Genomic DNA, 13,915 nt, shown 5'->3' with positions numbered 1-13,915 from the left:
CATGGCTGGTTCTTCTCTCCGTCAGGTCGCCGTCTTCGGCGCCACCGGCTCGATCGGCGCATCGGCGCTGGACGTGATCGCGCGCCACCCCGAGCGGCTGCGCGCCAGCGTGCTGTCGGCCGGCAGCAAGGTCGAGGACCTGCTGGCGCTGTGCGCCGCGCACCAGCCTGCGCATGCGCTGATCGCCGATGCAGCGCTGTACCCGGCGCTACGCGATGGCCTGCGCGCGCTCGGGCTGGCGACCCAGGCGCATGCTGGCGCCGAGGCGCTGGACGCACTGGCCGGCAGCGACGCGTGCGACACCGTGGTGGCGGCCATCGTTGGTGCGGCCGGGCTGCCGTCTACGCTGGCCGCGGCGCGCGCTGGAAAGCGTCTGTTGCTGGCCAACAAGGAATCGCTGGTGCTGGCCGGCGAGTTGCTGACCCGCACCGCAACCGCCGCCGGCGCTGAAATCATTCCGATCGACAGCGAACACAGCGCCATCTTCCAGTGCCTGCGCTCCTGCGACGCTGGCCGCGGCGTGCGCCGGGTCATCCTGACTGCCTCCGGTGGCCCGTTCCGTGGCCGGGACCGCGCAGGGCTTGCGGCAGTCACGCCTGCGCAGGCGGTGGCGCATCCTAAGTGGTCGATGGGGCCGAAGATCTCGGTGGATTCGGCCACCCTGATGAACAAGGGCCTGGAAGTGATCGAGGCGCATCACCTGTTCGGCCTGCCGGGCGAGCAGATCGATGTGTTGGTGCACCCGCAAAGCCTGGTGCATTCGCTGGTCGAATTCGTCGACGGCTCCACCCTGGCCCAGCTTGGCCTGCCGGACATGCGCACCACTCTGGCGGTGGGCTTGGCCTGGCCGGAGCGGGTCGAATCCGGGGTTGGCGGGCTGGACCTGCTCAGCCAGGGCCGGCTGGATTTCGAGGCTCCGGACACCGCCGCATTCCCGTGCCTGCGCCTGGCCTGGGACGCATTACGGGCCGGTGGCACCGCACCGGCGATCCTGAACGCGGCCAACGAAGTCGCTGTTTCAGCGTTTCTTCAGGGCCAGGTGGGTTTCCTAGCGATCCCTGCGTTGGTCGAACACGCACTGACAACGCTCCCGCGGCACAATGCCGACACCCTCGACACCCTGCTTTTTGCCGATGCGCAAGCCCGGCAAATCACTGAACGCGCCCTCGCCCACCACGCCCTTCATGCCTGATCGATCCACGTCCGCGAGCTGCACACATGGGTGACTTCATCGGTTCGGTCTGGTGGATGATCGTCAGCCTGGGCGTGTTGGTGACCTTCCATGAGTTCGGGCATTTCTGGGTCGCGCGACGCTGCGGGGTCAAGGTGCTGCGTTTTTCGCTGGGCTTCGGCAAACCGTTGTGGATGCGCCGCGACCGCCATGGCACCGAGTTCGTAGTGGCCGCGATCCCGCTAGGCGGCTACGTCAAGATGCTCGACGAGCGCGAAGGCGAGGTGCCTCCGGTGGAGCTGGACCAGGCCTTCAATCGCAAGACCGTGTGGCAACGCATCGCGATCGTGGCGGCCGGTCCCATCGCCAACCTGTTGCTGTGCATGACGATGCTGTGGGCGATGTTTGTGGTGGGCAAGCAGGATTATTCGGCCACCGTCGGCCGCGCCGATGGGCTGGCGGCCGAAGCCGGGCTCGCCCAGGGCGAGCGCATCGTGCGCATCGACGGCCGCAGCGTCAGCAGCTGGAGCGATGCCAACATGCAGCTCACCATCGCGGCAATGGACAAGCGCGATGTCCGCGTCCTGACCGCCTCCGACGCTGCGAGCAGCAGCGAACATACCTTGCGCCTGTCGCAGTTGCCGGTCGGCTTCGACGAACGCCGGGTGGCGTCGCTGGCCGGCATCGGCTGGCAGTTCATGTTGCAGCCACCGGTGATTGCCGCAGTGGTGAAGGGTTCGGTGGCCGACGGCCTGCTCAAGCCGGGCGACCGCATCGTGGCCATCGACGGCCAGCCGATCCGCTCGGCAGAAGACATCATTCCGCAGGTGCAGGCGCTGGGTGCGCACGGCGGCCCGGGCATGATCGAGGTGGCACGCGGTGAAGACCGTCTGGCCCTGGAAATCGCCCCGCGCAAATCGACGCAAGGCCAGTGGATGATCGGCGTGCGCCCGGCCGCCGCGCCGGCCCCGGAATACGACAGCCGTCAGCAATACGGGCTGCTCGCCGCCGTGCCGGCTGCGATCCGCGAAACCGGCCGAATGACGGCCGATTCGCTGGGCATGATGAAGCGCATGCTCACCGGCCAGGCCTCGGTCAAGAGCATCTCCGGCCCGGTCACCATTGCGCGCGCGGCCAACGCCTCGGCCGAACGCGGGCTCGACTGGTTCCTGTATTTCCTGGGGTTGCTGTCGCTCAGCCTGGCGATCTTCAACCTGATGCCCATCCCGATCTTGGACGGGGGGCATCTGCTGTATTACCTTATCGAGTTGATCAAGGGCAGCCCGATCAGCGAACGGGCCATGATTGCCGGACAATACGTCGGCCTGGCGGTCCTGGCCGGGTTGATGGGACTGGCGTTCTACAACGACATCCTCGGTCTGGTTCCACGATGAAGCTGTTCCACTCTTTCCGCCTGTTGTCGTCGTCATACGCCGGCATCCAGCAATACCCGAATACGACTCCAACCGGATGTGACATGACGCGTCTTCCCACTCGCCGCCTGCTTGCCCTCGCTCTTGCCGCCGGCCTCAGCCTGCCGGCCGTTGCCCTGGCCGCCGAGCCGTTCGTTGCCAGCGACATCCGCGTCGACGGCCTGCAGCGCATTGCCTCCGGCACCGTGTTCACCTATCTGCCGGTGAACCGCGGCGACACCGTGGACGATGCCAAGGTGGCCGACGCGATCCGTGCGCTCTACCGCACCGGCTTCTTCGAGGACGTGCAACTGGATCGCCAGGGCAACATTCTGGTGATCACGGTCAAGGAGCGCCCGGCGATCAACAAGCTCACCGTGACCGGCAACAAGGACATCAAGTCCGAGGAACTGCTCAAGGGCCTGGGCGACATCGGCCTGACCGAGGGCGGTACCTTCGACCGCCTGAGCCTGGACCGCGTGACCCAGGAATTGACCCGCCAGTACAACAACCGCGGCAAGTACAACGTGGAAATCACCCCGACGGTGAGCCCACTGGACCGTAACCGCGTCGATGTGGCCATCGCGATCAAGGAAGGCAAGGCGGCCAAGATCCGCCACGTCAACCTGATCGGTACGGAAAAGTTCGCCAACGAGGACATCCTGGACAACTGGGAATCCAAGGAACACAACTGGGCCTCGTGGTACCGCCGCGACGACCAGTACTCCAAGGAAAAGATGTCCGGCGACCTGGAGAAGCTCAACTCCTGGTACCTGGACCGCGGCTATGTGGACTTCAGCATCGACTCCACCCAGGTGTCGATCAGCCCCGACAAGCGCGACATGTTCATCAGCGCCGGGGTTACCGAGGGCGAGCAATACAAGATTTCCGAGATCAAGGTCACCGGCGACACCGTGCTGCCGCAGGCCGACATCGAGCGTCTGGTGATTCCCAAGGCCGGCGACATCTTCTCGCGTGCGCTGCTGGAGCACACCTCCGATGCGATCACCAACACGTTGAGCAACGTCGGTTATGCGTTCGCCAAGGTCAATCCGATCCCGACCCCGAACCGCGAAGACCGCACCGTGGCGGTGAACCTGCAGGTGGTGCCCGGCCCGCGCGTGACCGTGCGCCGCATCCTCTACAAGGGCAATAGCCGCACCTCCGACGAGGTCTTGCGCCGCGAAATGCGCCAGTTCGAAAACACCTGGTACTCGCAGGCGGCGATAGACCGTTCCAAGATCCGTCTGCAGCGCCTGGGCTACTTCGAAAGCGTCGAGGTGGAAACGCCCGCGGTGCCCGGCAGCAACGACCAGGTCGACGTGGTCTACAACGTCAAGGAGACCACCTCCGGCAGCTTCGTGGTTGGCCTGGGTTACTCACAGAGCTTCGGTGTGACCACCTCGGTGCAGTTGTCGCAAAACAACTTCCTGGGCGGTGGTAACCGGGTGGCGGTGGAGGCCTCGCGCAGCAGCTATCAGCAGCGTTATGCGTTCTCCTACACCAACCCGTTCTTTACCGACGACGGCGTGTCGCTGGGCTACAACCTGTCCTGGCGGTCGCTGGATTATTCGAACTTCAACACCGCCCAGTACAACAGCAAGAACGGAGCGGCGCAGGTATTGTTCGGCGTGCCGATCACCGAGAACGATACCGTTTCGGCGATGGTCGGCATCGACAGCAACCAGATCAACACGTTCCAAGGCCAAACCCCGCAATCGATCATCGACTACATCGATGCAGTCGGTTCGCGCACCTTCCATGCCTGGCGCACCGAGCTGGGCTGGGCGCGCGACACCCGCAACGATTTCTTCATGCCAACACGCGGCATCTACCAGCGTGTGGGCCTGGAAACCACCCTGCCCGGCTCCACGGTCGAGTACTACAAGCTCAACTACCAGATCTCCAAGTACTGGCCGATCATCCCGGCGCTGGTGTTGAACACGCGCTTCGAGCTGGGCTATGGCGATAGCTACGGCAGCGACACCACCCGCGTGTTCACCAACCCGGATGGCTCGACCCGGACCGTTACCGCCAGCGGCCTGCCGTTCTACGAGAACTTCTACGCTGGCGGCACCAACTCGGTGCGCGGCTTCGAAGACAACACCTTAGGTCCACGTTCGGAGCGCAACCTCAACTACAGCCGCGGCCAGCCGCTGGGTGGTTCGTTCAAGACGGTGGGCTCGGTGGAAATGTATTTCCCCAAGCTGTTCGATAGCCCATCGGCGCGCATTTCGGCGTTCTTCGACTTCGGTAACGTGTACAACGGCGTGGACAACTTCAAGGCCAACGAGCTGCGTGCGTCCACCGGTGTGGCGCTGTTGTGGCGCGCCCCGGTCGGCCCGATTTCGATCAGCTACGCGTTCCCGCTGAAGAAGGAAGACAACGACCAGATCGAGCGTCTGCAGTTCACCTTCGGCAGTCAGTTCTAAGATTGGCACACAACACAATGGCGGCCCGGATACTCGGGCCGCCATTGTTTGTTTGAACACCCTGGTGTGAAACAGACTTAGAAGTACGTGTTCCAGACGTTGCCCAGGCAGGTGGCGGTGGCGCCCCAGTCGGACGAGTTGACGCATTGCACCTGCTGGTCCCAGAAGCTCTGCGCGTCGGCGCGCTGTTGCGCGAGAAATCATCGGCCGATGCACTATGGTGATCGCCCCCAGTAGGATCACGCACCGAAAATGGAGAGGACAGTTTTCATAGGCTTCTTCCTTCGGTTCGCCGCGTCGTTGCGGCCCCGCAAGAAATACGCCCGACTGTTTAGCCAACTTTTTGCGACGTTTTTCCTATAAAATCAGCACTTTACCGTTTACGCGAGATTTACCCTGATGCGCTTGACCGCCAGTGCGATTGCCGGACAATTTGGGTTGACCGTTCTTGGTGACGGCAGCACCGAAGTCAGCGGCGTCGCCACCCTGGCCCATGCCGGCGCGGGACAGCTGAGTTTTCTGTCCAACCCGCGCTATCGCCCGCAGCTGGCCGACTCCCAGGCCGCAGTGGTGGTGTTGCGTGCCGACGATGCCGAAGCCGCCAAGGGCACCGCGCTGGTCGCCAAGGATCCGTATACCGCGTTCGCCAAGATCGCCGCGCTGTTCGACGTAGCGCCGGTATGCGAACCGGGTATTCATCCGTCTGCGGTCATCGACCCGACCGCGCAGGTGTCGCCTGGCGCGCATGTCGGTCCGTTCGTCAGCATCGGTGCGCGTAGCCGCGTGGGCGATGGCTGCGTGATCGGCACCGGCAGCCTCATCGGCGCGGACTGCGTGGTGGACGACGGCAGCGAACTGCTCGCCCGCGTCACCCTGGTGACCCGCGTGCGGCTGGGCAAGCGCGTGCGCATCCACCCCGGCGCGGTGATCGGCGCCGACGGCTTCGGCCTGGCCATGGATGCCGGCCACTGGATCAAGGTGCCGCAGCTCGGCGGCGTGGTGATCGGCGACGATTGCGAAATCGGTGCCAACACCTGCATCGACCGCGGCGCGCTGGAAGACACCGTGCTGGAAGAAGACGTGCGCGTGGACAACCTGGTGCAGATCGCCCACAACTGCCGCATCGGCGCACACAGTGCCATTGCCGGCTGCTCCGGCATTGCCGGTAGCGCAAAGATCGGCCGTTACTGCCTGCTCGGCGGGCATGTCGGCGTGGTCGGCCATCTGGAGATCTGCGACAAGGTGGTGATCACCGGCAAGTCCGTCGTGCGTAATTCCATCAATGAGCCGGGCGAGTATTCGTCCGGCACCCCTCTCACCGACAATCGCACGTGGCGCAAGAATGCCGCGCGCTTCAAACAGCTCGATGTGCTCGCTAGGCGCATCCTGGCTGTTGGCAAGGAAAAAGAATGAGCCACCCCGCTTACGAACTGCCGATCGACGTCAACCAGATCCAGGCGCTAATCCCGCACCGCTATCCGTTCCTGTTGATCGACCGGGTCATCGAGCTGGACCTGGAAGCCAAGCGCATCGTCGGGCAGAAGAACGTCAGCATCAACGAGCCGTTCTTTCAGGGCCACTTCCCGACCCGTCCGGTGATGCCGGGTGTGTTGATCATCGAAGCGCTGGCGCAGGCCGGCGGCGTGATGACCCAGCTCGGTCTGGGCCGCGATGCGCTGTCCAAGCTGTTCTACATGGTCAAGGTAGACAACGCCCGCTTCAACAAGCAGGTGGTGCCGGGCGATGTGCTGATCCTGGAGGTGCAGATGAAGCGCCTGATCCGCAACATGGGATGCTATTACGGCGAGGCCAAGGTCAACGGCGAAATCGTTGCCAGTGCCGAAATCATGTGCGCCGCCGCGAGGGAATAACCCGCTTTTGGAGGTGAGACACGATGCGTGATCAAGCACCCTTGATTCATCCCACCGCCGTCATCGACCCGTCGGCGCAACTGGCCAGCGACGTGCGCGTCGGCGCCTTCTCGCTGATCGGCGCCGATGTGCACATCGGCGCGGGCACCGAGGTGGGGCCGCATTGCTCGATCCACGGCCCAACCCGGATCGGTCGCAACAACCGCTTCATCGGCCACGCTGCAATCGGCGGCGAACCGCAGGACAAGAAGTATGCCGGCGAGCGCACCGAACTGGTGATCGGCGACGACAACGTGATTCGCGAATTCGTCACCATCAACCGCGGCACCCGCGGTGGCGGCGGCATCACCACGGTCGGCAACGACAACTGGATGCTGGCCTACACGCATGTGGCGCACGACTGCCATGTGGGCAACCACTGCGTGTTTTCGAATAACACCACGTTGGCCGGCCACGTCACCGTGGGCGACTACGTGATCATCAGCGGCTTTGCCGGCGCGCATCAGTTCTGCCGGATCGGCGCGCACGCCTTCCTGGGCATGGGCGCGCTGACCAACGGGGATGTCCCGCCGTTCACCATGGTCGGCAGGGAATCGCTGGGCCGTCCGCGCGGCATCAACAGCGAAGGGCTAAAGCGCCGCGGTTTCGACGCCGAACGCATCACCGCGATCAAGCGCGCCTACCGCACGCTGTACGTCGCCGGCCTGCCGCTGACCGACGCCAAACTGCAGCTGGCCGAACAGGCCAAGAGCAGCGACGATGTGCGCGGGATGCTGGAGTTCATCGAAGCTGCAGAACGGTCGTTATTGCGATGACGGGAATCGGGAATCAGACGTCGGGAATCGAGACAGGCGTGCATGATCGCGCGCCTGCAGACGGCGAGCCCACGGCTCTGCCGATTTCCCATTCCCCACTCCCCATTCCCGGCGCGCATGCGCGCCCTCCCCGCTTCGCATTGATTGCCGGCGAGGCCTCTGGCGACATCCTCGGCGCGGGGTTGATTGCGCAATTGCGGCTGCGCTATCCGAATGCCGAATTCGTCGGTATCGGTGGCGATGCGATGCGTGGGGCCGGTTGCCAGACCTGGTTCGATGCCAGCGAATTGGCGGTGATGGGTCTGACCGAAGTGCTGCGGCATTTGCCGCGCCTGCTCAAGCTGCGCAGCGCATTCCGCGAGCGCGTGCTGGCGTGGAAGCCGGACGTGTTCATCGGCATCGACGCACCCGATTTCAATCTACCGGTGGAGCGCTGGCTCAAGCAGCGCGGGATCAAGACCGTGCACTACGTCAGCCCCTCGGTGTGGGCGTGGCGCGAGAAGCGTGCCGAAAAGATCGCCGTCAGCGCCGATCTGGTGTTGTGCCTGTTCCCGATGGAGCCGCCGATTTACGCCAAACACGGCGTGGACGCGCGCTTCGTCGGCCATCCGATGGCCGACGATATCGCTTACCAGGCCGACCGCGATGCTGCGCGCGCCACGCTGGGGTTGTCCGCCTCCAGTACCGTGCTGGCAGTGCTGCCCGGCAGCCGGCATGGCGAAATCAGCCGGCTCGGCGACACGTTTCTCCAGGCTGCCTGGCTGGTGTGCGAACACATCCCTAACCTGCACGTACTGGTACCGGCAGCCAACGCGGGCTGCAAGCAACTGCTGGCCGAGCAGCTCTCGCGCTCGTCGCTGCCAGTGATGCGATCGCACCTGATCAACGGCCAGGCGCGCACCGCGATGTTGGCCGCCGACGTCGTGCTGTTGGCCTCCGGCACCGCCACGCTGGAAGCGATGCTGGTCAAGCGCCCGATGGTGGTCGGCTACAAGGTCGCCCCGCTCACCTACCGCATCGTCAAGCTGCTGGGGCTGATCAAGGTCAACCGCTACGCCCTGCCCAATATCCTGGCCAATGACGATCTCGCGCCCGAGCTGATGCAGGACGACTGCATGCCCGAGCGACTGTGCGTGGCGCTGCTGGACTGGTTGAAGCATCCCGCCAAGGTCGCTGCGCTGCAGCCGCGTTATCTGGCACTGCATGCAGCGTTGCGCCGCGATGCGTCGGCGCGGGCAGCGGAGGCGGTGGCTGGGCTGCTTCAGGGCCGGGATTGGTCAGGAGCAAACATATGAAGATTCTCGCTGCGAACGCCCAGGCCGATAGCTCCAACACCGAGGCGCGCCAGTCGCTCTTGTTCAGCCAATCCCCAATCCCGAATGCCGAATCCCGGCTCTTGGTCGCCGGCGTCGATGAAGCGGGCCGCGGGCCGCTCGCTGGCCCCGTCGCCGTCGCCGCCGTGGTGTTCGACCCGAACAAGCCGCGCATCAATGGGCTGGACGATTCCAAGCAGCTTACCGCCGAGCGGCGCGAGCAGTTGTATGCGCGCATCGTCGATCGGGCACTGGCGTGGTCGGTGGTGTTGATCGACAGCGAGGAGATCGACCGCATCAATATCTACCAGGCCACCATGCTCGGCATGCGGCGCGCGGTGGAAGGCGTGGCGCATGTGGCCGGATTCGCGCGCATCGATGGCAACCGCGTGCCCAAGGGGCTGCCCTGCCCGGCCGAGGCGCTGATCGGCGGCGACGCGCTGGACCGCGCCATCATGGCCGCCTCGATCGTGGCCAAGGTCACCCGCGACCGGCTGATGCACGAACTGCACGCGCAACATCCAGAGTATCGCTTCGACCAGCACAAGGGCTACAGCACGCCGATGCACCTGGCTGCATTGCAGACCCACGGGCCATGCCCGCAGCATCGACGCAGTTTTGCGCCGGTCCGCTTGGCGCTGGAAGGCCGTGAGCAGGGATCGGCCGCGATCGGCGACCCAGAGCAGTTGCAGGTCGCGCAGCTGGTTGCGCCGCTGTAAAACGCGCGGGGTCCTTATTCGAAGTGGTTGGCTGCCGGCGGGCTCTGACAGCTGAAGGTGCTGGTTAGCCCGTTGCGAGGCAGTGTTGCGCACCGGACCTGCCTGTCAGGACGCAGAAGGCCGCCGGCCGCGCAATCCGCCAAGACCGGCGAAAACGGATCGCTTGCCCCCCGCAAACTGCCTGTTGCAGTCGGGAGCGATAACAGCCGTAAGTCGGGCAAGGCACCGCGCCGTTGAAGGCACGCACCGTTCCACCCGCACCGGCCCGACATTCACCGACACGCCCGGACGCAGGCCCACAGCGGTATCTCAGAGCCCGGGCGTCAAGCGATTTACCCAGATGTTGGCACCACGCTCTCGGCTCCGGGGTGTCGGCCCGCCCCCGCCGCCCCAGCTGTCAAGCCTTGTCCGTCCCCGCCCCCGCCGGTACCCTGACAGCGCATTATTCCGGTCTCGCATGTCCACTTCTCGCTTCGTCCATCTGCACGTCCACACCGAGTTCTCGCTGGCGGATTCCACTATCCGTGTGCCCGAGAAACCGGATCAGGCTGACCCGAAAAAGGCCAAGCAGGCCAACCTGCTGAGCCGGGCCGTCGAAATCGACATGCCCGCGTTGGCGGTCACCGACCTCAACAACCTGTTCGCACTGGTCAAGTTCTACAAGGCCGCCGAAGGCGTGGGCATCAAGCCGATCGCCGGCGCCGACGTGATGATCGCCACACCGGACATGACGCCCTGGCGCATGACCCTGCTGTGCCGCGACCGGGAGGGCTACCTGAGCCTGTCGCGGCTGCTCACCCGCGCCTGGATGGAAGGCCACCGCCCGGAAGGCGGCGTGGCGATCCATCCGGAATGGCTGCAGGCCGGCCACGCCAACCTGTTTGCGCTGGCCGGCCGCGACAGCTTGGCCGGGCGTTTGTTCAGCGAAGGCCGCGCCGACCTGGCCGAGCAACAACTGGCCGACTGGCAGCGCGTGTTCGGCGACGGCCTGCACCTGGAACTCACCCGCACCGGTCGCGAGTGCGAAGAACGCTTCAACCAGTTCGCGCTCAACGCAGCGGGCGTACGCGGGCTGCCGGTCGTGGCCAGTAATGACGTGCGGTTTTTATATGCAAGCGACTTCAACGCACACGAAGCGCGCGTGTGCATTTCCTCGGGCCGCGTGCTCGACGACCCCAAGCGCCCGCGCGACTACAGCGACCAGCAGTACCTGAAATCCAGCGAGGAGATGGCGGCATTGTTCGCCGACATCCCCGACGCGATCGACAACACCCACGCGCTGGCGCAACGCTGCAACATCGAGATGCGCCTGGGCACCTACTTCCTGCCCGCCTACCCGGTGCCGGACGACGAGACGCTGGACAGCTGGATCCGCAGCCAATCGCGCGACGGTCTGGCCGCACGTCTGGAAAAAAGCCCGATTGCACCGGGCAAGACGCGCCAGGACTACGTGGACCGGCTCGAATTCGAGCTGGACACCATCATCAACATGGGCTTCCCTGGCTACTTTCTGATCGTGGCCGACTTCATCCAGTGGGGCAAGAACCAGGGCATTCCGATCGGCCCAGGGCGTGGCTCCGGTGCCGGCTCGCTGGTGGCCTGGGCGCTGCAGATCACCGATCTGGACCCGCTGCCGTACAACCTGCTGTTCGAACGCTTCTTGAACCCCGAGCGCGTGTCGATGCCCGACTTCGACATCGACTTCTGCATGGACCGCCGCGACGAAGTCATCGACTACGTGGCACGCAAGTACGGCCGCGAGCGCGTCAGCCAGATCATCACCTACGGCACCATGGCCGCCAAGGCGGTGGTGCGCGATGCCGGGCGCGTACTCGGTTTCACCTATGGTCTGGTCGACAGCGTCGCCAAGCTGATCCCCAACATCCTGGGCATCACGCTCAAGGATGCGATGGGCGAAGGCAAGGATTCGGAGATGGCCTCGCCGGAACTGATCCAGCGCTACCAGGTCGAAGACGACGTGCGCGACCTGATGGACCTGGCGCGCCAGCTCGAAGACCTCACCCGCAACGCCGGCAAGCACGCCGGCGGCGTGGTGATCGCGCCCGAGCCGCTGAGCGAATTCTGCCCGCTGTTCGCCGAACACGACGAAGACGGCCGCGGCAAGAATCCGGTCACCCAGTTCGACAAGGACGACGTCGAAGCGGTGGGCCTGGTGAAGTTCGACTTCCTCGGCCTGCGCACGCTGACCATCATCGATTGGGCGGTCAAGGCGATCAACGTGCGCCACGCACGCGCCGGCATCGACCCGGTCGACATCACCACCATTCCGCTCGACGACGTGCCCACCTACAAGGGCGTGTTCGCCTTGGGCAACACCGGCGCGGTGTTCCAGTTCGAATCCTCGGGCATGCGCCGCCTGCTCAAGGACGCGCGCCCGGACCGCTTCGAAGACCTGATCGCGCTGGTGTCGCTGTACCGCCCCGGCCCGATGGACCTGATCCCGGACTTCAACGCGCGCAAGCATGGCCAGCAGGAGATCGTCTATCCCGACCCGCGCACCGAAGTCATCCTGAAAGACACCTACGGCATCATGGTGTATCAGGAGCAGGTGATGCAGATGGCGCAAATCGTCGGCGATTACTCGCTGGGCGGCGCCGACCTGTTGCGTCGTGCAATGGGCAAGAAGGTGCCGGCCGAAATGGCCAAGCACCGCGAAATCTTCCGCGAAGGTGCGGCCAAGGGCGGCGTCAGCGCGGCCAAGGCCGACGAAATCTTCGACTTGATGGAGAAGTTCGCCGGCTACGGCTTCAACAAGTCGCACGCGGCCGCCTATGCGCTGGTCAGCTATCAGACCGCATGGCTGAAACGGCATTACCCGGCCGAATTCATGGCCGCGACGCTGTCCTCGGACATGGACAACACCGACAAGGTGGTCGGCTTTCTCGATGAGGTACGCAACCTCGGCCTCACCGTCAAGCCGCCACGCGTCAACGAATCGGCCTACATGTTCGAGGCGGCCAGCCCGGACACCATTCAATACGGCCTGGGCGCGATCAAGGGCGTCGGCCAGGGCGCGTGCGAGGCGATCGTCGAAGAACGCCAGCGCGGTGGCCCCTACACCACGCTGCTGGATTTCTGCACGCGCGTGGGCACCACCAAGCTCAATCGGCGCACGCTGGAAGCGATGATCAATGCCGGCGCGATGGATGGGCTGGGCAAGAACCGCGCTTCGCTGATGCTGCAGTTGCCCGAAGTGATGAAGGCCACCGAGCAGATGGCACGCGAACGCGCCTCGGGGCAGAACTCGCTGTTCGGCGGTCCGGACCCGAGCGCGCCGGCAATGCGCCTGGACCTGCCCGAAAGCAAGGAATGGCCGCTGGGCCAGCTGCTCACCAGCGAGCGCGAAACGCTGGGCTTCTACCTCAGCGGCCACCCGTTCGACCCGCACCGCGAAGAAGTGCGCGAGCTGGTCGGCTGCGACCTGGGCGCGCTGGAAAAGATCCTCGCGTCGCAACAACGTGGCGGCGGTGGGGGCGGCGGCGATGGCGAAAAACGCGCCTGGCGTCCTGAAGTAAGCGCCATTCTTGCCGGCCAGGTGATCGGCGTGCGCCGCAAGGGCGACAGCCAGGTGTTCGTGCAATTGGAAGACGGCCGTGGCCGGGTCGAATGCAGCGCGTTCTCCGATGCGATGGCCGAGTTCGGCCACCTGCTGACCCGCGACCGCATCCTGATCGTCAAGGGCGGCCTGCGCGAGGACGAATTCAACGGCGGCTACAGCCTGCGCATCCGCCAGTGCTGGGACTACGAGCAGATCTGCGCCGACCACGCGCAGCGCCTGTCGCTGCGTCTGGATCTGCGCGAAAAACAGGCCTTCAAGCGCATCGACGCGCTGCTGGCCAAGCACCGCCCCGGCAAGACTCCCTTGCGCCTGGACCTGTTGCTACGTGCCCAGAGCGGTGGCGTGGCCGGCATGCTCGACCTCAACGGCAGCCACTCGGTGCGCATCGACCAGCAGCTCATGGACAGCCTGCGCGCCGACCCCGCGGTGCGGACGTTGAAGATCAAGTACAGCCCACCGTGGGCGTGAGGGGCCGGGATTGGGCATTCGGGATCAGGGATTCGTAAAAGCAGCACTGCGACTTCACGCTGCAACAGACCGCCGTTGCGAATCCCCAATCCCTGCCGTGCAACCGCACGGCTGCGTACGGGCCAGCCACACCG

General features: G+C 64.9%; 9 protein-coding genes and 1 pseudogene. 9 read left to right on the top strand and 1 reads right to left on the bottom strand.

Going from position 1 to position 13,915, the window contains the following annotated elements:
- The first annotated feature begins 1 nt into the window (after position 1).
- The 3 genes from WJW29_RS02680 to bamA all read left to right on the top strand — a co-directional run bounded on the left by WJW29_RS02680 (position 2) and on the right by bamA (position 5,015).
- The gene (locus tag WJW29_RS02680; protein WP_011258694.1) at positions 2-1,192 is read left to right on the top strand and encodes a 1-deoxy-D-xylulose-5-phosphate reductoisomerase; all 1,191 of its coding nucleotides are present in this window, start codon (positions 2-4) and stop codon (positions 1,190-1,192) included.
- 26 nt (positions 1,193-1,218) lie between these two features.
- Positions 1,219-2,565 carry an RIP metalloprotease RseP gene (gene rseP / locus WJW29_RS02675; RefSeq protein WP_011408324.1) on the top strand — a complete coding sequence of 449 codons (1,347 nt, stop codon included), beginning with the start codon at positions 1,219-1,221 and terminating at the stop codon, positions 2,563-2,565.
- An 83-nt stretch (positions 2,566-2,648) separates the two neighbouring features.
- Positions 2,649-5,015, top strand: coding sequence for an outer membrane protein assembly factor BamA (gene bamA / locus WJW29_RS02670; RefSeq protein WP_012445188.1), 2,367 nt, complete (start codon positions 2,649-2,651; stop codon positions 5,013-5,015).
- A 77-nt stretch (positions 5,016-5,092) separates the two neighbouring features.
- On the opposite strand, the pseudogene WJW29_RS02665 reads toward bamA, so the two are convergent.
- Positions 5,093-5,287 (bottom strand): annotated as a pseudogene (locus tag WJW29_RS02665) (hypothetical protein).
- Between the two features lie 127 nt (positions 5,288-5,414).
- On the opposite strand from WJW29_RS02665, the gene lpxD reads away from it, so the two are divergent.
- The 6 genes from lpxD (at position 5,415) to dnaE (ending at position 13,781) form a co-directional block, all read left to right on the top strand.
- Positions 5,415-6,428 (top strand): UDP-3-O-(3-hydroxymyristoyl)glucosamine N-acyltransferase, encoded by a 1,014-nt coding sequence (lpxD, locus tag WJW29_RS02660; RefSeq protein ID WP_069959820.1) that lies wholly within the window; start codon positions 5,415-5,417, stop codon positions 6,426-6,428.
- Positions 6,425-6,886: a 3-hydroxyacyl-ACP dehydratase FabZ gene (gene fabZ / locus WJW29_RS02655; RefSeq protein ID WP_011258690.1), complete on the top strand. Its 462-nt coding sequence runs from the start codon at positions 6,425-6,427 to the stop codon at positions 6,884-6,886. Before lpxD ends, fabZ begins: the two co-directional genes overlap by 4 nt.
- A gap of 23 nt (positions 6,887-6,909) precedes the next feature.
- On the top strand, positions 6,910-7,701 hold the full coding sequence (lpxA, locus tag WJW29_RS02650; protein WP_011258689.1) for an acyl-ACP--UDP-N-acetylglucosamine O-acyltransferase: 792 nt from the start codon (positions 6,910-6,912) through the stop codon (positions 7,699-7,701).
- Positions 7,698-8,996, top strand: coding sequence for a lipid-A-disaccharide synthase (gene lpxB / locus WJW29_RS02645; RefSeq protein WP_011258688.1), 1,299 nt, complete (start codon positions 7,698-7,700; stop codon positions 8,994-8,996). The genes lpxA and lpxB overlap by 4 nt, the downstream gene beginning before the upstream one ends.
- The gene (locus WJW29_RS02640) at positions 8,993-9,733 is read left to right on the top strand and encodes a ribonuclease HII (protein WP_011408322.1); all 741 of its coding nucleotides are present in this window, start codon (positions 8,993-8,995) and stop codon (positions 9,731-9,733) included. Before lpxB ends, WJW29_RS02640 begins: the two co-directional genes overlap by 4 nt.
- Before the next feature lie 457 nt (positions 9,734-10,190).
- Positions 10,191-13,781: a DNA polymerase III subunit alpha gene (gene dnaE, locus WJW29_RS02635; protein ID WP_011408321.1), complete on the top strand. Its 3,591-nt coding sequence runs from the start codon at positions 10,191-10,193 to the stop codon at positions 13,779-13,781.
- The last annotated feature ends 134 nt before the right edge of the window (positions 13,782-13,915 follow it).

This window comes from Xanthomonas sp. JL1 (assembly GCF_038405005.1).
The sequence above is the reverse complement of the archived record's forward strand: the minus strand, read 5'-3'. Positions and strand labels throughout refer to the sequence as shown.

Coding starts and splice junctions, on each gene's coding strand:
- lpxB (WP_011258688.1), top strand. CDS start 7,698: ATGACGGGAATCGGGAATCAGACGTCGGGAATCGAGACAGGCGTGCAT.
- lpxA (WP_011258689.1), top strand. CDS start 6,910: ATGCGTGATCAAGCACCCTTGATTCATCCCACCGCCGTCATCGACCCG.
- dnaE (WP_011408321.1), top strand. CDS start 10,191: ATGTCCACTTCTCGCTTCGTCCATCTGCACGTCCACACCGAGTTCTCG.
- bamA (WP_012445188.1), top strand. CDS start 2,649: ATGACGCGTCTTCCCACTCGCCGCCTGCTTGCCCTCGCTCTTGCCGCC.
- fabZ (WP_011258690.1), top strand. CDS start 6,425: ATGAGCCACCCCGCTTACGAACTGCCGATCGACGTCAACCAGATCCAG.
- WJW29_RS02680 (WP_011258694.1), top strand. CDS start 2: ATGGCTGGTTCTTCTCTCCGTCAGGTCGCCGTCTTCGGCGCCACCGGC.
- lpxD (WP_069959820.1), top strand. CDS start 5,415: ATGCGCTTGACCGCCAGTGCGATTGCCGGACAATTTGGGTTGACCGTT.
- WJW29_RS02640 (WP_011408322.1), top strand. CDS start 8,993: ATGAAGATTCTCGCTGCGAACGCCCAGGCCGATAGCTCCAACACCGAG.
- rseP (WP_011408324.1), top strand. CDS start 1,219: ATGGGTGACTTCATCGGTTCGGTCTGGTGGATGATCGTCAGCCTGGGC.